General features: G+C 60.8%; 14 protein-coding genes and 1 pseudogene. 9 read left to right on the top strand and 6 right to left on the bottom strand.

The window, feature by feature from the left end; genetic code table 11:
* Positions 1-49 precede the first annotated feature (49 nt).
* From MAF45_RS06940 to fmt, 4 genes are read right to left on the bottom strand one after another with little or no spacing between them, the layout of a single operon-like run.
* Positions 50-2,314, bottom strand: coding sequence for a sensor histidine kinase (locus tag MAF45_RS06940; RefSeq protein ID WP_237978865.1), 2,265 nt, complete (start codon positions 2,312-2,314; stop codon positions 50-52).
* Complete coding sequence (locus MAF45_RS06935; RefSeq protein WP_283207028.1) at positions 2,311-2,910, bottom strand: DUF4390 domain-containing protein; 600 nt, start codon at positions 2,908-2,910, stop codon at positions 2,311-2,313. The genes MAF45_RS06940 and MAF45_RS06935 overlap by 4 nt, the downstream gene beginning before the upstream one ends.
* Before the next feature lie 13 nt (positions 2,911-2,923).
* Positions 2,924-4,225: a 16S rRNA (cytosine(967)-C(5))-methyltransferase RsmB gene (rsmB, locus tag MAF45_RS06930; RefSeq protein ID WP_237978862.1), complete on the bottom strand. Its 1,302-nt coding sequence runs from the start codon at positions 4,223-4,225 to the stop codon at positions 2,924-2,926.
* Positions 4,222-5,187 carry a methionyl-tRNA formyltransferase gene (fmt, locus tag MAF45_RS06925; RefSeq protein ID WP_237978861.1) on the bottom strand — a complete coding sequence of 322 codons (966 nt, stop codon included), beginning with the start codon at positions 5,185-5,187 and terminating at the stop codon, positions 4,222-4,224. Before fmt ends, rsmB begins: the two co-directional genes overlap by 4 nt.
* Before the next feature lie 59 nt (positions 5,188-5,246).
* On the opposite strand from fmt, the gene MAF45_RS06920 reads away from it, so the two are divergent.
* The gene (locus tag MAF45_RS06920) at positions 5,247-6,158 is read left to right on the top strand and encodes an alpha/beta fold hydrolase (RefSeq protein ID WP_237978859.1); all 912 of its coding nucleotides are present in this window, start codon (positions 5,247-5,249) and stop codon (positions 6,156-6,158) included.
* Here the strand turns inward: MAF45_RS06920 and def are convergent.
* Positions 6,150-6,683 (bottom strand): peptide deformylase, encoded by a 534-nt coding sequence (def, locus tag MAF45_RS06915; RefSeq protein ID WP_237978857.1) that lies wholly within the window; start codon positions 6,681-6,683, stop codon positions 6,150-6,152. The genes MAF45_RS06920 and def overlap by 9 nt on opposite strands.
* 96 nt (positions 6,684-6,779) lie before the next feature.
* Between def and MAF45_RS06910 the strand changes: the two genes are divergently transcribed.
* The 7 genes and pseudogenes from MAF45_RS06910 to MAF45_RS06880 all read left to right on the top strand — a co-directional run bounded on the left by MAF45_RS06910 (position 6,780) and on the right by MAF45_RS06880 (position 16,656).
* Positions 6,780-7,718 (top strand): DNA-processing protein DprA, encoded by a 939-nt coding sequence (locus tag MAF45_RS06910; RefSeq protein WP_237978855.1) that lies wholly within the window; start codon positions 6,780-6,782, stop codon positions 7,716-7,718.
* Positions 7,719-7,781: 63 nt separating this feature from the next.
* A pseudogene (locus MAF45_RS06905) lies at positions 7,782-10,286 on the top strand (DNA topoisomerase III); the annotation flags it as partial.
* A gap of 204 nt (positions 10,287-10,490) precedes the next feature.
* Positions 10,491-11,519 carry an amino acid ABC transporter substrate-binding protein gene (locus tag MAF45_RS06900; RefSeq protein WP_237978854.1) on the top strand — a complete coding sequence of 343 codons (1,029 nt, stop codon included), beginning with the start codon at positions 10,491-10,493 and terminating at the stop codon, positions 11,517-11,519.
* 165 nt (positions 11,520-11,684) lie between these two features.
* Positions 11,685-12,785 (top strand): ABC transporter permease subunit, encoded by a 1,101-nt coding sequence (locus MAF45_RS06895; RefSeq protein WP_237978853.1) that lies wholly within the window; start codon positions 11,685-11,687, stop codon positions 12,783-12,785.
* Positions 12,782-13,849 carry an amino acid ABC transporter permease gene (locus MAF45_RS06890; protein ID WP_237978851.1) on the top strand — a complete coding sequence of 356 codons (1,068 nt, stop codon included), beginning with the start codon at positions 12,782-12,784 and terminating at the stop codon, positions 13,847-13,849. Before MAF45_RS06895 ends, MAF45_RS06890 begins: the two co-directional genes overlap by 4 nt.
* Before the next feature lie 31 nt (positions 13,850-13,880).
* The gene (locus MAF45_RS06885) at positions 13,881-14,324 is read left to right on the top strand and encodes an SRPBCC family protein (protein ID WP_237978850.1); all 444 of its coding nucleotides are present in this window, start codon (positions 13,881-13,883) and stop codon (positions 14,322-14,324) included.
* A gap of 40 nt (positions 14,325-14,364) precedes the next feature.
* On the top strand, positions 14,365-16,656 hold the full coding sequence (locus tag MAF45_RS06880; RefSeq protein ID WP_237978849.1) for a Tex family protein: 2,292 nt from the start codon (positions 14,365-14,367) through the stop codon (positions 16,654-16,656).
* Positions 16,657-16,719: 63 nt separating this feature from the next.
* On the opposite strand, the gene MAF45_RS06875 is transcribed toward MAF45_RS06880, so the two are convergent.
* Positions 16,720-18,009, bottom strand: a complete 1,290-nt coding sequence (locus tag MAF45_RS06875) for a solute carrier family 23 protein (RefSeq protein WP_237978848.1) — start codon at positions 18,007-18,009, stop codon at positions 16,720-16,722.
* A gap of 170 nt (positions 18,010-18,179) precedes the next feature.
* Here MAF45_RS06875 and MAF45_RS06870 point away from each other — a divergent pair, with 170 nt between their 5' ends.
* Positions 18,180-19,790 carry a peptide chain release factor 3 gene (locus MAF45_RS06870; protein ID WP_237978847.1) on the top strand — a complete coding sequence of 537 codons (1,611 nt, stop codon included), beginning with the start codon at positions 18,180-18,182 and terminating at the stop codon, positions 19,788-19,790.
* Positions 19,791-19,968: the final 178 nt, after the last annotated feature.

Below are 19,968 nucleotides of genomic sequence, written 5' to 3'. Positions count from 1 at the left end.
AAGGCAGAACAGCCTGGTAATCCCTTTTTAATTGTAAGTCGAACCATCATCAGGCTGTCCCGGCCCGGAAAATGATGCTCACCTGCGCGCCGAGGATCTCACCCCGGTCGTTCTGCAGGTTCCTTATCTTGATCTCCGCCTTGTGCTCATCGACAATCTTTTTGACCATCGGCAGCCCGAGGCCCGTACCGGTCGCCTTGGTGGTCACGTAAGGCTCGAAGGATTTGTGCAGGATGGCCGGAGAGAATCCCGTACCGTTGTCCGTGACGCTGAGCAGAACGGCGACAGGCTGCCCGCCGTAATGAATGGATTCGGTCGCGATGACGACTTTTCCATCGGGCTTGCCTGACATGGCGTCAAGGGAGTTGCTGATCAGGTTGTGGAAGACCTGCCGGAGCTGCGCCTCGTCGGCCAGGATGCAGGGCAGGTTCTCCTCCAGGCGGCTTGAGACCGGCTTGCCCGCCTGGGTGTACAGGTTCACGACTTCTTCCACCAGCTCATTGAGGTCGGTCGGCTGGAGCACGGCCGGGGGCAGCTTGGCATAGTTGCGGAAGTCGTCCACCATCTGCTTCATGGCGGAGACCTGGGTCACGATCGTCGAGACAGATCTGGATAACAGCTGAGAGTCTTTTTCCGTGAGCTTGCCGGCGAGCTTCATCTCCAGCCGCTCGGCCGCGAGCTGGATGGGAGTAAGCGGATTTTTGATTTCATGGGCCAGCCGCCTGGCGACTTCTCCCCAGGCAATGGCACGCTGCCCGGAGATGACCTGTGTCATGTCGTCGATCACGAGCACGAAGCCGGGTTTCGGGTACCCCGACAGGTGCAGCCGGGAGGCTCTGACAAATAAGGTCATCGGCGTCTGTGAGCCGATTCTGTCAATCTCGATTTCCCGGCGCCGGCTCATGCTCTCGTCGAGCGGATGGGTGAGCTCTAGGGACGGTTCCTTCAGGAAGGATGCTATTTTTGGCGCCGTTTCCTCCAGCGAGATTCCCGTTCGAGCGACCTCCGGTCCCAGGATTTTCACCGCTCCCTCATTGGCCGTGAGGACATGCAGCCCGGAGTCGACGACAACAACACCTGAAGAAAGATTGGAGAGGACGCTTTGCAGGAAATGTCCTGTCTGCTCCAGCTCTTCGGTCCGGGCGAGCACTTTTTTCTGCGCTTCCGCGAGCTGGCCGATCATGTTGTTGAAGGACTGGGTAAGCACGTTGATTTCGTTGTGTCCCGCGAACTCCTGAATCGGGCTCAGGTTTCCGCCGGCCACCTTTCTGGTGCCCCGGGCGAGCTGCCGCAGAGGCTCCATCATGATTTGAGTGAAGGCGACGGCGGCCACCAAAGCCCCGAGCGCTGCAAGCAGGAGGCTCACGGTGAGCGACAGGGTGAAGAGTTTCCTGAGGCCCTGCCGGCTGAGCACAAGCTCCTGATAGTCTCTATAGCCGTTTGTAACGGAGCCGATGTTTGTGGCGAGTTCCTGAGGCAAGGGCTCCTGAGTGACCAGAAAATAGGCGGTCTTTCTCAGGTTTTTAAAGTCGCCCCCATGCTGGCCGGGTGTCAGCCCCAGTTCGCCGCCCCACTCGAAGCTCGAGGGGAAGTCTCGGTCGGTGATCGGCGCGGCCGCAAGGACCTGGATGTCCTGGTCTCCTGTAGGTTCTCCGGGATTTTCCAGCAGGGAAGAGTAAACCCCCTTCGCATCGGCAACCGCCAGGGTCTCAGAGGAAGGGACCTGGATTTTCTGGCTGCTGTCTGACAGTGAGGTGGTGAGAATTTCGCCGCGGCTGCTCACGATGAGCACATTGCTCAGCCCGTACCGGTCCTTCAGGCGCGGCAGGCTCTCTTCCCACTCTATCTGCGGTATGTCCATGAGCGCGTCGCCCAGCAGCGCCGCGCGCTCGGAGGTCTGCTGCTGAAAGCCGGAGACCGCCGCCCGGGAAAGATTGACGCCTGAGTCTAGGGCTGTTTCAACGCGGACATTGAACCAGGAGTCGATCGACCGGCCGATAAAGCGCGAAGAAATGGCAAAGAGCAGGAGGCAGGGAAGGATGGCGATGGCCGCGATCTGCAACGCGAGCCTGGTCGTCATCTGAGAGCCGAACCTGTGCCGCCTCCACTGCCAGAACAGGTTGGTGAACATCCAGATCGTCACCGCCACCAAGGCGCCCGCAACGATGACGTTCAGGAACATCAGGGGGCGGAAATACCGATCCAGTAGATCGGAGTTGGAGCTCGCCATCGCCAGCACGACCACCAGCGAGCAGACAACGACCGGGACGAGTACGAGAAGGGCCCGGTATCGTTTGGTCCAGAGAATAGTCATGGGGCGGTCACGGTTGGAGAGATGGGGAGGCTCACCCAGCCGGAGGTTATGTCCCAGTCAGTCGAACTGATCTGCAGAGGGCGCGGCAACCTGCTTTTGTCCAGCTGGATGCGGATTCGGGCGCTGTAGTCCTGGAACGGTCCCGACACGGCTCTCGGAGAGGCGACGCGCCAGTGCCTTACGGAGCCCAGGACCGTCAGGGCTTCCTCAAGCGAAGCGAAGGACTGCGACAGCCCCTCGCCGCCAAGAAAGTATTTTCTCGTGAGGAGACTATAGCTGAGCTTGCGCCTGATGCTACGCGAGGCGATGTTTTTGTCCGTCCAGTACCAGCGCTTCTGCAGCAGAGAAAATTCAGTGGTGAAGTAAAGGGAAACGCCTCGGCGCAGCGATTCCTCCACGGCTGTGGGCAGGTGGATGGTAAAGTTCGCGTTGACATATACGCCTGGCGAGTCTCCCGGCGCCTCCTTGCTGACGGAGCCGCTTGTATAAAAAATCGAGTTTTCTTCCGCTAGGGCGCAGGAAGCTCCTGCCGCAGCCCCTAACAGGATTGCAGCGAGCCAGATGAAAATTCGTCGTAGGAGAGCAGCACCGTTCATAAATGACAGATTATTACTTTCGGTGACGCAGAAGGGTCAGGAAATACCCGTCATGCACGAGGGGCTCTTCCTGCCAGGACCGCTCGTAGTCCTCGTGCGGCAGAAGCAGCCGAGGCCCCTGCTCGCAGCAGGCTTCCGGGTGCCTTCGGAGGAAGGCCTCGATCTGTTCGGTGCCTTCCTCCGGGAAGATGGAGCAGACGCAGTAAAGCAGCCGTCCGTGCTTTTCGAGCAGCGGCCAGAGCGCCTCGAGCAGGTATCTCTGGGTTCTGGCCATACGGTGGATGTCCTTCTTAGAATGTTGCCAGGGGATGTCGGGATGCCGGCGGACGATGCCGCTTGCCGTGCAGGGCGCATCGAGCAAAATGGCATCAAACTTCCGGCGGTCCCACCATGACTGGGGTTTGGATGCGTCCGCTGTCTGGACTCGGGCACTGAACCCCAGCCGATCCAGGTTCTCGAGGATGGCCCGGCAGCGGCCGGGGCTGACGTCAAGGGCCGTGATGTCGGCCTCGGCGATTTCCAGCAGATGGGTTGTTTTGCCGCCCGGAGCGGCGCATGCGTCCAGAATCCGCTCCCCGTCCGCGGGTGCGAGCATCGGGGCAGCCAGCTGGCTGCCGGCGTCCTGCACGGAGACCATTCCGTCGCTGAAGCCTGGGATGTCCGACACCGGCAGCGCCTTTTCAAGGGTGACGGCGTCCAGCCCCGTCCTCACCGCCTGGATGCCGTGCGAGGCGGCCATCCGGATATAGGCTTCGGGAGTGCTCTGCCGGCGGTTGACTCGCAGCGTCAGCGGAGCCTTGGTTCTCTGCAGCTGCAGCACGGCGTCTGTTTTCTCTCCGAGCGCCCTGCGGTAGGCGGCCAGCCACCAGTCGGGCGCGTTGAAGCGGACGCCTTCCTGCTCGGCCAGCCAGGGCGCGAGCTGGCTGCGCTCCCTGCCGTATCTCCTCAAAATAGCGTTTATGAAGCCGGCGCTGGCTTTGGTTTCAGGCATCAGCCGGGCGGCCTTGACGGCCTGGTCGACCGTCACGAAATCCTTTTCGGGATGCACAATCATCCGGGCAAGCGCGGCTTCCAGCAGTGCGCAGACGGGACGGTCGGGCTCGCGTTTGGCGAATTGTTCGATCAGTTTGTCCGCTGCGGCCAGATTGCGGACGGTTTCATAGGAAACGGCCTGGATGGCGGACTTGAGAACGGGATCGGTTATCCGGCTGTGGACAGACTCGACGGCATGGTCGAGCGAGGCGCCGTCGCAGGCCATGGCCATCCGAACCTGAACCGCATACACAAAAACGGTGGCTAAATCCGCTGAATTCATTTAAAGGTTTCTCCGATGTGCAGCGGGAAGCTTTGCAGGAAAGGCTTCCAGTTCATCCGGTTTTTACCGGGCTTCTGAAGCTCGAGGATACGCAGGGCTCCGATTCCGGCGGCTATCGTGATGCCGTCCTCCAGTGAGATGATGGTGCCTGGGGCGGCATCGGCCCTTTCAAGCCTGACGGGCTCCGCGGCCCAGAACTTGATGGCGGTGCCGCGCACGCTCGAAGAGCAGGACGGAAACGGGTTGAAGGCCCGGATGCGCCTGCAGATGAGGCCGGCGCTGGCCTCCCAGTCGACCCGGGCTTCCGCCTTGAGGAGCTTGGCGGCGTAGCAGGCGCCCGCTTCGGGCTGCGGCGTGCACGTGAGCTCCGGGGCCCGCTCCAGGTTCTTGACGAGCAGATCCGAGCCGATGCGGGCGAGCCGCTCAGTCAGGCTCGCAGTCGTGTCCTGGTCTTCGATGTCTGTGAAGACCGTATCTATCATGGGGCCGGTGTCCAGCCCGGCCTCCATTTTCATCAGGGTCACGCCGGTCTGCGGGTCGCCGGCCTCGATGGCCCGCGCTACGGGGGCGGCCCCGCGCCAGCGCGGCAGCAGGCTGGCGTGGATGTTGATTGCCTTGATGGCGCGATTCTGCCCGATGCCGGCCGGCATGTCGAGAATTGTCTGGGGAATGATCAGGCCGTAGGCCGCGACGATGAGAACGTCAGCTCCCTGGGCCTTGATGAGGCTGTGGGCTTCCTCGGCCAGTGCGCCGCCCTTGGCGATGTTGAGTGTCACGGGAGTGGCCACGGGAATATGATGGGCCAGCGCTACTGTTTTAACGGCGCTGGGGGTCAGCTTCATGCCGCGGCCGCAGGCCCTGTCGGGTTGGGTGAGAACCAGGCATACCTCGTGACCGGCGCCAAGAAGGGCTTCCAGCGCGCACGCTGCAAAATCCGGGGTGCCTGCAAAAATAATTTTCATGTCGGAATTCCAATGCCGAAACAGGCTCGATGCCTGTGGGAATGGAGGTATTGTAAAAAATGCGAGCAAAGGCAAGCAACGGCGTCCGTCTGGCGGTGACGGAGACGGGAAGCGCCGCCGGGGAGCCGGTTCTTCTGATACCGGGGCTCGGAATGCCGGGATGGCTCTGGCCGAGGTCTTTCACCGGCTGTCTGGCAAAGCGCGGATACCGCGTGGTGGTCATAGAGAACCGTGATTCAGGGAACTCGCCCTATATGGAAGGAAAAGTGGGCATGCCGATGCTTTTGGCCTCCATCTTCAAGGACCTTCTGCGGCTCAGAGTCGAGGCGCCTTACGATCTGGAGGATATGGCGCGGGACGCGCTGCGCACCGCCGATGATCTGAGCCTGGAGCGGTTCCATGTCGGGGGAATTTCAATGGGCGGGATGGTGGCTCAGGAGCTGTGCCGGCTTGCGCCGGACAGGGCTGCGAGCCTCACCTCCATTTCTTCCGCTACCGGGAACCCGAGAACGGGGCTCGGGCGGCTGAGCGCCGTCAGTGCGGTTGTGTTTTCTTCTCCCGGAGCGGACTCAGAGCGGGAGGCGGCACGTAGCATGGACCGGCTCCTCGGGGCCATCGGGTCACCCGAGTTTCCGAGGACCGAGCAGGAGAAACAGGCCATTCTGGAGCGGCTGACGCCCGGCGATCGGGCGCAGGAAGGGATGCGGCGGCAGCTTCTGGCTATTCTGAAAAGCGGCGACCGCGGGCCGGCGGTTTCGCAGATTCGGACCCCAACCCTGGTGCTTCACGGCAGCCGCGATCCGCTGTTGCCTCCTGACGCGGGCCGGGAGACCGCCCGGCTGATTCCCGGTGCGAAGCTGCTGATGGTGAGCGGCATGGGGCACGACTTTCCGGAGGCTCTTGGTGCCAGGCTCGGAACGGCGATGGCCGATCACATGGCCGCTCATCCGATCAGTAAGCGGTCAGCGTGACTCGCTCTCGGCCCTCTTTTTTTTCGCCTCGAGCTTGAGTTTATGCAGTTTCTTCAGGTCGCGGTCTTTTTTCAGCCGGCTCAGGTGGTCTACGAACACGACGCCGTCGAGGTGGTCAAGCTCGTGTTGCACGCACACGGCGAGCAGTCCGTCGCAGTCCTTTTCGAAAAAGTTCCCCTGCAGGTCCTGCGCCCTCACGGTGACTTCCGCCGGGCGCTTCACTTTGTCCCAGATCCCGGGCAGCGACAGGCAGCCTTCTTCGCAGACCTTGGTTTCTTCCGAATAAGCGGTGATCCGGGGGTTGACCAGCGTAAGCAGCTGATTTTTCTCTTCAGAGACATCAATGACGACCAGGCGCAGCGTCTTTCCGACCTGAGGTGCGGCCAGGCCGACGCCCGGAGCGGCGTACATCGTTTCGGCCATGTCTGCGGCAAGCTGGGCCAGCTTTTCATCAAACTCGGTGACCGGGGTGCAGTGTTCCGCAAGGACAGGGTTCGGATAAATAACAATAGGCAGTTTGGCCACGTCATGCTCCAGAGAATGGGCCGGGCTGGAGCGGGGCTCTGGATGCCCGGCGGAGAATAGGCGAAAATTGTAATTCGATTTTTACGAGGCGAGCCCGTGGATGAGAATCTGAAAATACCAGAAAACGAATTACGCGCCTGGCTGGTTCTTTCCTCCGCGCCCGGCCTCGGTCTGAAGGATGCTGTTGCCCTGCTGAGGGAGTACGGCGGCCCGGAGGGCGTCCTGGAGGCCGGGCCGCACCGGTTGCAGTCCAGGCTTTCCCCAGAACAGGCGCGGCAGGTCGCCGGCCCGATGGATGAGCAGAGACAGCGCTCCGTCGAACAGGCGCTCGAGTGGACGGGCCGGGTAAGCGGGGCGTTTGCCGTCACGCTGGCTGATTCCGACTACCCCCGGGGGCTGTTGCAGCTGTCTTCTCCGCCTTTCGTCTTGTTCGGGCTGGGTCGAAGGGAGCTCCTTCGGAGCCGGTTCGTATCGATATTCGGCTCCCGGCGCCCTTCGCCGTCGGGCGCCCGGACGGCCCGCGAATTTGGAGCGGGGCTCGGTCATGCGGATCTGGCTCTGGCCAGTGCCATGATGGAGGGAGTGGACGCCGAGTCCCTGAAAGGGGCTCTGTCTGAAGGAGGCGACGCTGCCGTTGTCTGCGCGACGCCCCTGAACCGCGTCTATCCGCCCCAGTGCCGGGATCTGATGGCCGAGGCGGCCCGCAGGGGACTTGTGCTTGGCTTTCTGATGCCTGGCGCCCAATTTTCGGAGGCCAACTTGCGGGCCCGCTATTATCTTCTCGTGGCCCTGAGCCAGGCCGTCGTGATCATGGAGGCCGGAGCGATGTCCAAGGCCGTCGGGATGGCTAAAATCGCAGCCGACCTGGGACGCGATGTTCTCGCTGTGCCGGGCGATATCCACAGCCCTCACTCCAAAGGCCCGAACCATCTGATTAGGAACGGAGCCACGCTGGTGGAAAGCGTGCAGGATATCGCAAACGAAATCAACAGGCTGTCTGATCCGAGGGTCCGCCTTTCCGACTGGCGGGGCTGAAAGCACCGGCCTGAAGTTGCTGTTATCCTGAAAAATATATCTATCTTTTTCTCTTGGACCCCCATGAGCAAAAAACTGATCATTGCAGAAAAGCCTTCCGTCGCCAACGACATCCAGAAAGTTCTGGGCGGAATGGAAAGAAAAAAAAGCGATGCCGGAGACTATTTTGAGGGCGACCAGTATGTGGTGGCCAGCGCTGTCGGGCATCTCCTGGAGCTGGCAGTTCCTGACAAATATGACGTCAAGCGGGGGAAGTGGACCTTTGCGCACCTGCCCCTTATTCCCCCGAAGTTCGAGCTGAAGCCCATCGCGAAAACCGCCCCGCGGCTGAAGCTGCTCGCGAAGCTGATCAAGCGCAAGGACATTACCGGGCTCATCAACGCTTGCGATGCGGGCCGCGAGGGAGAGCTCATTTTCCGCTACATTGTGCAGGCCACAAAGGCGAAGCAGCCGATACAGAGGCTTTGGCTGCAGTCAATGACTCCGGCGTCCATTCGAAGCGCCTTCCAGCATCTGAGGTCCGATGAAGAAATGCGGTCGCTTGCCCAGGCCGCACGGAGCCGCTCGGAGGCCGACTGGCTGGTCGGGATCAACGGAACGCGGGCCATGACGGCCTTTAACAGCAAAAACGGCGGCTTTTTCCTGACAACGGTGGGCCGGGTCCAGACGCCGACGCTCGCCGTGGTGGTGAATCGCGAGGCGGAGATCCGCGCCTTCAAGCCCAGAGACTACTGGCAGGTGCAGGCTTCCTTCAGCTCTGAGAACGGGACTTATGAGGGCCTGTGGTTCGACCCGTCGCAAAAAACGGACGGAGAGAACCGGCCCGATAGGATCTGGGAGCGCGAGAAGGCGCAGGCCGTGGCTGAGAAGTGTAGGGGTAAGCCGGGAAAGGCGACTGAAAGCCGCAAGAGGGTCAAGCATTCCGCGCCCCCGCTGTTCGATCTGACGACTTTGCAGCGCGAGGCGAACAATCGCTTCGGATTTACCGCCAAGACAACTCTGGCCCTGGCGCAGGCGCTTTATGAAAAGCACAAGGTGCTGTCGTATCCGCGAACGGATGCCAAGTGCCTGCCGACGGACTATGTGCCGGAGGCGCGAAAGACGCTGTCGCTTCTCTCGCAGCTGCCGCAGTTCAGCCGCATTGCCTCGCAACCGCTCAGCGGGGGCTGGGTGAAGCCCGACCCGAGGATCTTCAACACGGCGAAAATCAGCGACCATTTCGCCCTGGTGCCTTTGTCGGATCACCTTCCGTCCAAGCTCTCGGAGCCGGAGGCCAAGATATACGACATGATTGCGCGCCGCTTCATGGCTGTTTTTTATCCGGCGGCCGAAGTCGATGAGACGACGCGCATTACTGAAGTCGAGGGCGAATCCTTTCGGACCAAGGGAAACGTACTGGTCAAGCCCGGCTGGCGCGAAGTCTACGGGGCAGATGCTGCCGGCGCCCAGGCGGGGCTTCCCGCACTGAAGCCCGGCGAAACCGTCAGGACGGACGAGGTGAAGCCCCTAGAGAAAACGACTCTTCCTCCGCCGCGCTACACGGAAGCCACCCTGCTGTCGGCCATGGAAGGCGCGGGCAAAATGGTAGAGGATGATGCCCTGAGATCGGCCATGCAGGAAAAAGGAATCGGCACGCCGGCCACCCGGGCCGCCATCATCGAAGGACTGATTGTCCAGAAGTACCTTCTGCGCGAGGGTAGGGAGCTGCGGCCTACGGCCAAGGCTTTCGAGCTGATGACTCTGCTGAAGGGGCTGAAAATCGAAGAACTGTCCGAGCCAGAGCTCACGGGCGAGTGGGAGAGCCGCCTCGCGCAGATTGAAAAGGGAAGCCTCTCGCGAGAAGAGTTTATGGACGGCATCAGGAACATGACCCGCAGGATCGTGGATGCGGCCAAGCAGTACGAGGGAGACTCCGTGCCGCTGGCCAATCCCATCCATCTGAAGCAGCGCTGCCCGAAGTGCGGCGGCGAGGTGGTAGAGACGTTCCGCCGGTATGCCTGCACCAATAAGGACTGCGACTTCAGCCTGTCCAAGCACCCCGGGGGACGCACCTTTGAGCCTGAGGAGGTCGAGGAGCTGATCGCCAAGAAGAAGATCGGGCCGCTTACGGGGTTTGTGAGCAAGCAGGGCCGGCCTTTTGCAGCTGTGCTGCGCCTCACGCCGGCTCCTGACTACAAGCTGGAGTTTGTTTTTGACGGTCCATCGCGCGAAGACACAGATACTGCCGCACCCGACCTCAGCGCGCTTAGTCCGATCGGGGTCTGCCCTGTCTGCGGAGGGAAGCTCTACGAGCTGCCCATGGCCTACGCCTGCGAGAACGCGCTGAAGGGAGGCACCGGGAAATGCTCCTTCCGCGTGGGAAAGGTCATTTTGCAGCAGGAGCTGGACCGGAAAGAGTTCGAGAAGCTTCTGAAGGAAGGCAAGACCGATCTGCTGAAGGGGTTCGTTTCCAACAAGACGCACCGGAAGTTTTCGGCCTTCCTCAGGCTCGACAGCAAGGGGAAGGTGGGCTTCGAGTTCGAGGAACGGGTGCCCAGGGCCGCGGGTCAGAAAAAGAAAGGAGCGCGTTGAGCTCTTCTTCGCTTTAAGTCAAAAAAGACAGCGGCAGGGGGCCGAAATAGCTAATATCAACTAAACGGCCCTGTTTTTCGGCGGGGCCGGTCTGCTAAAGTTTTCAATAATAAATTCCTCTTTTGCTCAGGAGTGTCTGTCTGCAGGGGAGCCACGCCGGGCGGCGGGGGAAGAAAACGTAGGACCGTCAGGGAGAAAACCATGAAGCTTCGCAAAAAGGTAGTGTCAGCCTTCGCCATCGCGGCAGCCGCAGCGCTTTGCGCCTCGCCGGCCTTCGCCGGAAAAACCCTCAATGCCGTCAAGCACCGCGGCACACTGATTTGCGGCGTCAACACGGCCGCTCCCGGCTTTTCCAATGCCGACAGCAAGGGGCATTGGAGCGGCCTTGATGTGGACATCTGCCGGGCGGTGGCCGCCGCAGTTCTGGGCAATGCCAACAAGGTGAAGTATGTGCCGCTTGCCTCCGAGCAACGCTTTACGGCCCTGCAGTCAGGCCAGATCGACCTGCTCGCCCGCAACACGACGTGGTCCATGAGCCGCGACGCCTCCCAGGGCTCTGTTTTTGTCGCCGTAGATTACATCGACGGGCAGGGCTTCATGGTGCCCAAGAAGTACAAGATTAATTCCGCCAAAAAGCTGAACGGGGCGACGATCTGCGTCCAGACCGGGACCTCCAGCGAGAAGAATCTGGCGGACTTCGCCAGGGCGAACAACATTAAATACAAGCCGGTTGTGTTCAGTACGACGGAGGCCACGCAGGGTGCCTTCATTTCCGGACGCTGCCAGGCCTACACGACAGACCGCTCCGATCTGGCCGGCGCCCGGCTGAGGGCTAAGAATCCCAATGACTTCGTCATCCTGCCGGACACCATTTCCAAAGAGCCTCTTGGCATGGCCATCCGCCGCGGGGACGAGGACTGGTTTCAAATTGTGCGCTGGTCTTTCTACACCATGCTCGAGGCCGAGGAGCTGGGCATCACGAAGAGCAACGTGGACTCCATGAAGAGCAGCCACAACCCGAACGTTCGCCGCCTCCTCGGGCTGGAGGAGAATCTGGGGCAGATGATCGGCTTGGACAAGCAGTGGTCCTACCGCATCATCAAGCAGGTCGGCAACTATGGCGAGTCTTTTGAAGCTAATCTCGGGCCGAAGACTCCCCTCGGTCTGTCGCGCGGGCTGAACCGCCTGTGGACAAAGGGCGGGCTGCTGATGGCTCCCCCGATGCGCTAAAAGAAGCATGAAAAGGCAGGCCGCCCGCCTCAGGGAAAGGCCGCGAGCCTGCCTTTAACCCAAAGTTCTTTCCGAAACCATATGTTCGGTTACAAAAAAGCAGAGCCGCCCTGCGGAGACGCCGCCTGGCGCCGCAGACAGCAGATCAGAAAGTTCAGGGAGGCTATGATACAGCTGGCCATCGCGGGGGGCCTCCTAGCGTTTTTCCTTCTTCTCGCGTCCAATGTCTCTGAAAACCTGGCCGCCAGGAACATCCAGAACGGATTCGGTTTCCTAAGCCACCCGGCGGGCTTTGAGATCGGAGAGTCGCTGATCCCCTTCAGTTCCTCGGACTCTTTTCTAAGAGCCTTCACAGTGGGGATCCTCAACACTCTGAAAGTGGCTGTCGTCAGCATTTTTACCGCCACGATCTTGGGCATCGTCGTCGCCTTTATGAAGATTTCGCGCCAGCCGGTTGTTCATTTTTTAGGCTGGGCGCACGTTGAGCTTTATCGCAACATCCCTCTGATCGTAGGGCTGCTCGCTATTTACACGGTGATTACGGAGCTGCTGCCGGACATGGAGGCCACGGTCGGTTCGGATGCGTGGCTCACCCTCGATAAGGCGGGGCTGCAGTTCGCCGTGCCGGTCCACAACGCGGAGGCCTGCCTGGCGGGTCTGCTTGCCGGTCTGGCCGCTGCGGCGCTCACGCGCCGCATCGTCCTGAGGGCTTCTACATTTCTGGTGGCCTGGCTTGCGGCGTTCGGGGCCTTTTTCCTCACGGCGTTCCTGGTCTGGGCAATCTGCGGGCAGCTGCAGGGCTGGAGTCATCCTGCCGTCAACGGCTTCCTTGTGGAGGGCGGCGGATCCCTGACACCGGAGTTCCTGGCCCTTTGGCTCGGGCTCACCCTTTTTTCGTCCGCCTCCATTGCGGAGGTCATCCGGGCCGGGATTCAGTCTGTTGGCGTCGGGCAGTGGGACGCGGGTCTCGCGCTGGGCCTGTCTCCGCTCCAGACCTCGAGCTATGTCATTTTCCCGCAGGCCATGAAGCTGGCCATTCCACCCTTGTCCAGCCAGTTCATGAACCTCACGAAGAATTCTTCTCTTGCTGTGGTCATCGGCTATCCCGATGTCGTATGCATTGGCAACACCTCCATCAATACCACCGGGCAGGCTCTGGAGATGATTTGCCTCATCATGCTGGTGTACCTGTTGTTGAACCTCATTACGTCCGTCATCATGAACGTGATTAACGCGCATTTCATGCGGATAGGAGCGGCAGCATGAAGACACTGAACTTTCTTTCTGCGCGGACGGCGCGCGGCTCTGCCGGGTGGTTCTCGGCGGGCGTGACCCTGCTTGGCGTTCTGATGGGTGCCGTCTTGCTGTGGCGCTTTGTCCAGTGGGGGCTGGCCGATGCGGTGTTTCGGGCGGACGCAGAGGCCTGCCACCGGGCGTCCGGCGCCTGCTGGGGGTTCATCGCCGAGAAGTGGCGCCTGATCATTTTTGGCCGCTTCCCCTACGAGGAGCAGTGGAGGCCGGCCGTCGGCATGGCCATCATCCTTGTGATGCTCGTGCTCACGGCCCTGCCCCGGTTCTGGAACAGGAAGGGCGTGCGCTTCCTTGTGGCGGGGTGGGCAGCTTCCCTAGCCGTTTTCTTTGCGCTGATGTACGGCGGCATCTGGGGGCTCGAGGAGGTGGATTCCGATTCCTGGGGCGGCCTGCCGCTTACCGTGATGCTCACGCTGATCGGCATGACGGCCTCGGCGCCCATCGGCATCCTGCTGGCTCTCGGAAGGCGATCCGAACTGCCGCTGGTCCGCAACCTGTGCACGGCCTATATCGAGCTGGTCCGCGGAGTCCCTCTGATCACCGTACTGTTTGTCGCAGCCTTCGTGTTCCCGCTGCTGATGCCCGTGGGCTCCGAGTCCTCGACTTTCTGGCGGGTGGCAGTGGGCATTGTTCTGTTCCAGGCCGCCTATATGGCAGAGACCGTGCGCGGTGGACTGCAGGCCATTCCAACCGCTCAGATGGCGGCGGCGGAGTCCCTGGGACTTTCAAGGCTTCAGGCTTACATGTACGTGCTGTTGCCTCAGGCCCTGGCGGCCGTTATTCCGGCCTTTGTCAACAGCCTGCTGTCGACCTTCATGGACACCTCGCTGGTGACGGTCGTGTCCATGTATGATCTCCTTGGAAGCCTGAGGCTCGCGCTCGGAGATCCCGTCTGGAGAGAGTTTTTTGGCATTGGGTATCTTTTCGTAGGGTTCATTTATTTCGTCACCTCTTTCCTGATGTCCTGGTACAGCCAGTGGCTTGAGAAAAGAATAAAGCGCGGTACGGTGCGCGCCTGAGCCCGGGGCGGAAGAAGGAACGATCAGAAAAATGAAGGTTTTTTCACACTCAATAGAACTGAAGGGGGCCGGAAAGAGCCAATCCTGGGAGGCGCTGGAGCATTTTGCCAGACACCCGGATCTGCTCCTGCCGGGCTGCGAGGGCTCAGAGGTCCATGAGTTCACTTCGGAGGACGGAAACCGCTGGCTGCGCAGGGTGAAGAACTTCGGGACCGTCAGCGTCGAAGACCATGTTTTCCTGCAGCCGGACGGGCACTTGGAAATTCACGTGGCCGCGAGCCGGGAATGGCCCCGCAGCTGGCAGGAGATTGACATAGAGGAAACCGTCGAGGGGGTGAGGTTTCGCTTCACATACAGCCAGGAAACCCCTCAGTCTTTTAAAACGCCGCAGATTCTGCAGCTTCGCAACGAAGCTTATCGAAACAAGGATCAGGGGCTCGTCCGCCTCATCGCCCAGAAGCTGTCGGCCGCCTGAGCGCTCCGCTGTCTCAGGTCCTGCCCGCGATATTGAAAAAATGGAAAATCTTCTCAGCAAAATTGCATCCGTCATTGCCTCTGAAATCCACTGCGGGCCGACGCAGGCCGCGGCCGCGGTCTCTCTGCTGGAGAAAGGTGCGACGGTTCCGTTCATCGCCCGCTACCGGAAGGAGGCAACAGGCGGTCTCGATGACACGCAGCTGCGGACGCTCGAAGAGCGTCTTCTCTATCTGAAGGAGCTAGAGGAGCGCCGGGGCGTCATCCTTGACTCCATCCGGCAGCAGGGACAGCTTACGCCGCAACTGCAGGAGCAGATTCTTTCGGCCGGGAGCAAGCAGCGGCTTGAAGACCTGTACCTGCCGTTCCGGCCCAGAAGGCACACGCGGGCGCAGAAGGCCCGCGAGGCCGGGCTGGAGCCCCTTGCAGAAAAACTGTTCGCCGATCCCCGGCTGGTTCCGGAGGCAGAGGCTACGGCGTATCTTTCCGAGGTTTTCCCGGACGCCGCTTCGGCGCTTGACGGCGCCAGGGACATCCTGGCCGAGAAGTTCTCGACCGACGCGGAGCTCGTTGGAAAACTGAGAGCTTATCTTTGGAAAACAGCGGATCTCTGCTCCGAGGTCATAGAGGGGAAGGAGCGGGAAGGCCAAAAGTATGAGGATTACTTCCATTTCAGGGAGCCGCTGCCAGAGGTGCCGTCGCACCGGGTTCTCGCTATTTTCCGCGGTCGCTCCGAGGGGATCCTCTCGGTCAAGGTGGCTCTGCCGGAGGACCTGGAGGAGAAAAAGCCTCATCCGTGCCAGGCAATGATCGCCGAACAGGAGGGCATCACGTTCTCGGGGCGGCCCTCTGAAGACTGGCTGATGGGAGTCTGCCGCTGGACCTGGAGGGTCAAGTGCCTTACGGCGCTCGAGACCGAACTTTTCCAGAAGCTGAGGGAGGGCGCGGAGGAAAAAGCGATAGCTGTTTTCGGCTCCAATCTGCAGAACCTGCTGCTCTCGGCGCCTGCTGGCCGCAAAGGCGTCATCGGGCTGGATCCCGGAATACGGACGGGCGTGAAGGTGGCCGTCATTTCTGACACGGGTGCGGTCCAGGCTACGTCGGTGATCTATCCGTTTTCGCCGAAAAACGACAGAAAGGGAGCCCTTGAGGCGCTGTACCGTCTTGCTCTGAAGTACCGTCCCAGCCTCATCAGCATTGGAAATGGGACGGCTTCCCGCGACACGGACCGTCTGGCCGGAGAACTGCTGCGGCAGCACCCGGAGCTTCATATGGCCAAAGTTGTCGTGAGCGAGGCGGGCGCCAGCGTCTACTCCGCCAGCGAACTGGCTGCGGAAGAGTTCCCGGACATGGACGTGAGCTTCAGGGGGGCGGTGTCGATTGCCCGCAGGCTCCAGGATCCACTCGCGGAGCTGGTGAAGATTGACCCCAAGGCGATTGGCGTGGGTCAGTACCAGCATGACGTGAATCAGGCCAGCCTGGCGAGAAAGCTGGACGCTGTTGTGGAGGACTGCGTCAATTCAGTCGGCGTGGATCTCAACACTGCGAGCCCGATGCTTCTGGCCCGGGTGTCGGGCCTGAACTCCCGGACAGCCCGTTCCGTGGTGCAGTGGCGCGACAGCCACGGAGCCTTTCAGAGCAGGGAGCAGCTGCTGCAGGTCCCAGGGCTTGGACAGAAGACGTTCGAGCTCGCGGCGGGTTTCCTGCGCATTCCCGGAGCAGCCAATCCGCTGGATGCCTCGGCGGTGCATCCGGAGGCCTATCCGCTGGCTCGGCTGATCGCTTCGCGGTCGGGCCTCAGCCTCGAGTCGCTCATCGGCAATCATGACGCGCTGCGCAGGCTACGGGCCGCTGATTTCGTAACAGAGCGCTTCGGCCTGCCCACGATCAAGGACATTTTCAGCGAGCTGGAGAAGCCGGGGCGGGATCCCCGACCGGACTTCGTCACGGCCAGATTCGCAGAAGGAGTCGAGGAGATCTCGGATCTTCGGCCGGGCATGACGCTCGAGGGCGTCGTGAGCAATGTCACGGCTTTCGGCGCTTTTGTCGATATCGGGGTCCATCAGGACGGTCTGGTGCACATCTCCGAGCTTTCAGACTCCTTCGTCAAGGATCCGGCGGCGGTGGTCCGGGTCGGGCAGATCGTGAAGGTGCGGGTGCTGGACGTGAATGCGGAGCGCCGCAGGATCGCTCTTTCCATGAAGCAGCGCCCCGCCGGCTCTTCGTCTGCAACAGGGGCTGCGCGCGGCAGGAGACCGAGCTCCCCACAGCGCGGGCGGCCTGAAGGCTCCATGGCGGAAGCCTTCAGGAAAGTGCTTCAGAAAAGGGGCTGATGGAGCTCCGTAAAAAGTGGAGGACGCGCGCCTTGCCGCCTGGGCTCAAGGCGCGCGCAGGGGTTACCGGCGAGACTTCTTTTCGCCGAGGCTCATGATGGCGTTGAGGATGATGGCTCCGAACGTGGCCGTTCCGATGCCTCCCATGGTGAACCCACCCAGGGAGAGCGTAAAGTCGCCTCCCCCCAGAATGAGAGTCACTGCAGCCACGATCAGGTTGCGGTTGTTGCTGAAATCCACGTGATTTTCAACCCAGATCCTGGCGCCGGCAATGGCGATGAGGCCGAACACAACGATGGACATGCCGGCAAGGATAGGCTGGGGAATGGTGTGGATGAGCGCACCGAACTTGGGCGAAAAGCCCAGCAGAATGGCAATCGCAGCCGCCACGGGAAACAGCAGCGTGGAGTACACCCTTGTGGCAGCCATGACCCCAATGTTCTCCCCGTAGGTCGTTACGCCGGTGCCGCCCACGCTGGCGGAAATCATTGTCGCAAGTCCGTCGCCCATGAACGCGCGCCCCATGTAGGGATCGAGATTCCGGCCGGTCATCGCTGTGACGGCCTTCACATGTCCAAGGTTTTCGGCCACCAGAATAATCACCACGGGCACGATGAGCAGGATGGCGTCCGACCTGAACACGGGATGCTGGAAATTGGGTACGCCGAACCAGGCCGCGTCGGAGATGATGGAAAAATCAATGGGTTTTCCCAGGCCGAAGCCGTTGGCTAGGACGGCGTATATGACGTAAGCGATGGAAAGGCCGATCAGAATGAGCAGCTTCTGCGCGAACCCCCGCGTATAGACCGCGACGCCTCCGACGCATAGCACGGACAAAATGGCGATCCAGGCGTCGAAATTCGTCTGCCCGATGCTTTTGCAGGCAGTCGGGGCCAGATTCAGGCCGATCACTGCGACCACGGCGCCGGTGACCACCGGGGGCATGAGCTTTTCGATCCAGTTGACCCCCACAGCCTGAACAACGAGCCCGATGAGGAAATAGACCAGGCCGCAGGTCAGTATGCCGCCCAGCGCCACGCTGATGTTTGGATTGAGCCCGGAGCCAGCCACATAGCCTGTGGCGGCGATAACCACGCCGATGAAAGCGAAGGAAGATCCCAGGTAGCTGGGGATCCGGCCGCCGACAACAAGGAAAAAGATGAGGGTCCCAATGCCGCTCATGAGTACGGCGACATTGGGGTCGAAGCCCATGAGGATCGGGGCGAGAATCGTGGATCCGAACATCGCCACGACGTGCTGTATGCCCAGTGCAATGGTCTGGGAGGCTGGCAGCGCCTCGTCAGGGGCGATCACGCCCGAGGTTTTAGTCTGCCATTTGGGAAAGTAGCTCATAGGATCTGGCCGCCATGAAAGGGGAGAGGAAAATCTGCATACGGCCGGAATTTTAACGTTATGGTAAAGGTTTTTGGCTCGGCCTCCCGGAAAGCTTGCTAAAATTCAAAACCTTTCTGAAAAAGGCGCGGCAGCATGCCCTGCCGCCCTCAGGCTCTGTTCAATCACCTATGACTTCTCCTAATCCAGCCCTGGTCCGCGATGTAGCTGACCGGCGGACTTTCGCTATTATTTCCCATCCTGACGCGGGGAAAACCACGCTGACGGAAAAACTGCTCCTTTTCGGAGGGGCGATCCAGCTCGCCGGCGCGGTGAAGGGCCGGAAAGCCGCTCGGCACGCGACGTCCGACTGGATGGAGGTTGAAAAACAGCGTGGCATTTCGGTGACCAGCTCGGTCATGCAGTTCAACTACAAGGGCAAAGTCATCAATCTTCTGGACACCCCGGGGCACCAGGATTTTTCAGAGGACACGTACCGCGTTCTTACGGCTGTAGACGCCGCGGTCATGGTGATTGATGCGGCAAAGGGCGTTGAGGCGCAGACCATCAAGTTGCTGGAGATCTGCAGGCTGCGCAATACGCCGATCATCACCTTCATCAACAAAATGGACCGTGAGGTGAGGGATCCCCTTGACGTACTCGATGAAATTGAGGACGTGCTGCAGCTGAGCTGCGTGCCTATCACCTGGCCCATTGGAATGGGGAAAAACTTTCGCGGAGTCTTCTCGCTGCTCAATGACGAGCTGGTCCGCTTCCGTCCTGGGGAAGATCACCTGACGCATGAGACGGAGGTCATCAGAGGTCTGGACAATCCCAAACTCGACGAGCTGTTTCCGATGGAAATGAAGGATGTCCGCGATGCCATCAGCCTGGTGAAGGGTGCGGGCGAGCCTTTCTCGCTGGAGCGCTATCTGGCCGGCGACCAGAGCCCCGTATTTTTCGGTTCGGGCATCAACAATTTCGGCGTGGAGGATGTGCTCGAAGCCCTGGTCAACTGGGCGCCGTCGCCGCGGCCGCGGGACGCCGGGACCCGCATGGTTCAGCCGACCGAGTCCCCGTTCACCGGCTTTGTGTTCAAAATCCAGGCCAATATGGATCCCCGGCACCGCGACCGCATCGCATTTTTCCGCGTCTGCTCGGGACGCTATACGCCCGGCATGAAGGTTTTCCATGTCCGCGAGGGCAAGGAGATGAAGATCCCCAATGCCTTGACCTTCATGGCTCAGGAAAGGAAGCGGATGGATGATGCCGTCGCAGGCGACATCATTGGCATTTACAACCACGGTCAGCTGCACATCGGCGACACCCTTACCGAAGGGGAAAAGCTCGGATTCGTCGGCATCCCGTTTTTTGCCCCGGAGCTGTTCCGGTCGGTGCGCTGCAAGGATCCGTTCAAGGAAAAGCAGCTCAGGCAAGGACTTCAGGAGCTGGGAGAAGAAGGCGCCATCCAAGTCTTCACCGATGACATCGGACACATCTACCTGGGAGCAGTCGGCGTTCTGCAGTTCGAAATCGTGGCCCAGCGCCTGGCCAACGAGTACCGCGTGGACGCGATCTATGAGCCCACGGAGGTTTCTACGGCCAGATGGCTGCTTTTCCCTGACGACAAGGGAAAAACGAAGGAGGAGTTTTGCAACGAGCAGGCGGCCCGCCTCGCCGTTGATGCGGACGGCAACCTCGTGTATCTCGCCACTTCGGTCTACAACCTGCAGACCACCCAGAAGCACTGGGAGAATGTGAAGTTCCTGACCACTCGCGAGATGGGCCAGAAGTTCAACTGAGCCCTGCAGGAAAAAGAGAAAAAACGGGCCGCCTAAAAGGCGGCCCGTTTTTTCGGGACGGAAGGCGGGCGGCCCGGACGGGGCAGCATCCCAAAGAGCCGGATGCCGTTATGCCCGGCCGGCTACTCTTCCTTGTCCGAGATGTCCTGCTTGATGCACAGCAGGACCCCCAGCACCA

The organism is Mesosutterella porci, from assembly GCF_022134585.1.
GTDB classification, from domain to species: Bacteria; Pseudomonadota; Gammaproteobacteria; order Burkholderiales; family Burkholderiaceae_F; genus Mesosutterella; species Mesosutterella porci.
The sequence above is the reverse complement of the archived record's forward strand: the minus strand, read 5'-3'. Positions and strand labels throughout refer to the sequence as shown.

Excerpts from the sequence above, each read along its gene's own strand:
- MAF45_RS06940 (WP_237978865.1), bottom strand. The coding sequence starts at position 2,314 with ATGACTATTCTCTGGACCAAACGATACCGGGCCCTTCTCGTACTCGTC.
- MAF45_RS06935 (WP_283207028.1), bottom strand. The coding sequence starts at position 2,910 with ATGAACGGTGCTGCTCTCCTACGACGAATTTTCATCTGGCTCGCTGCA.
- rsmB (WP_237978862.1), bottom strand. The coding sequence starts at position 4,225 with ATGAATTCAGCGGATTTAGCCACCGTTTTTGTGTATGCGGTTCAGGTT.
- fmt (WP_237978861.1), bottom strand. The coding sequence starts at position 5,187 with ATGAAAATTATTTTTGCAGGCACCCCGGATTTTGCAGCGTGCGCGCTG.
- MAF45_RS06920 (WP_237978859.1), top strand. The coding sequence starts at position 5,247 with ATGCGAGCAAAGGCAAGCAACGGCGTCCGTCTGGCGGTGACGGAGACG.
- MAF45_RS06900 (WP_237978854.1), top strand. The coding sequence starts at position 10,491 with ATGAAGCTTCGCAAAAAGGTAGTGTCAGCCTTCGCCATCGCGGCAGCC.
- MAF45_RS06895 (WP_237978853.1), top strand. The coding sequence starts at position 11,685 with ATGATACAGCTGGCCATCGCGGGGGGCCTCCTAGCGTTTTTCCTTCTT.
- MAF45_RS06890 (WP_237978851.1), top strand. The coding sequence starts at position 12,782 with ATGAAGACACTGAACTTTCTTTCTGCGCGGACGGCGCGCGGCTCTGCC.
- MAF45_RS06885 (WP_237978850.1), top strand. The coding sequence starts at position 13,881 with ATGAAGGTTTTTTCACACTCAATAGAACTGAAGGGGGCCGGAAAGAGC.
- MAF45_RS06880 (WP_237978849.1), top strand. The coding sequence starts at position 14,365 with ATGGAAAATCTTCTCAGCAAAATTGCATCCGTCATTGCCTCTGAAATC.
- MAF45_RS06875 (WP_237978848.1), bottom strand. The coding sequence starts at position 18,009 with ATGAGCTACTTTCCCAAATGGCAGACTAAAACCTCGGGCGTGATCGCC.
- MAF45_RS06870 (WP_237978847.1), top strand. The coding sequence starts at position 18,180 with ATGACTTCTCCTAATCCAGCCCTGGTCCGCGATGTAGCTGACCGGCGG.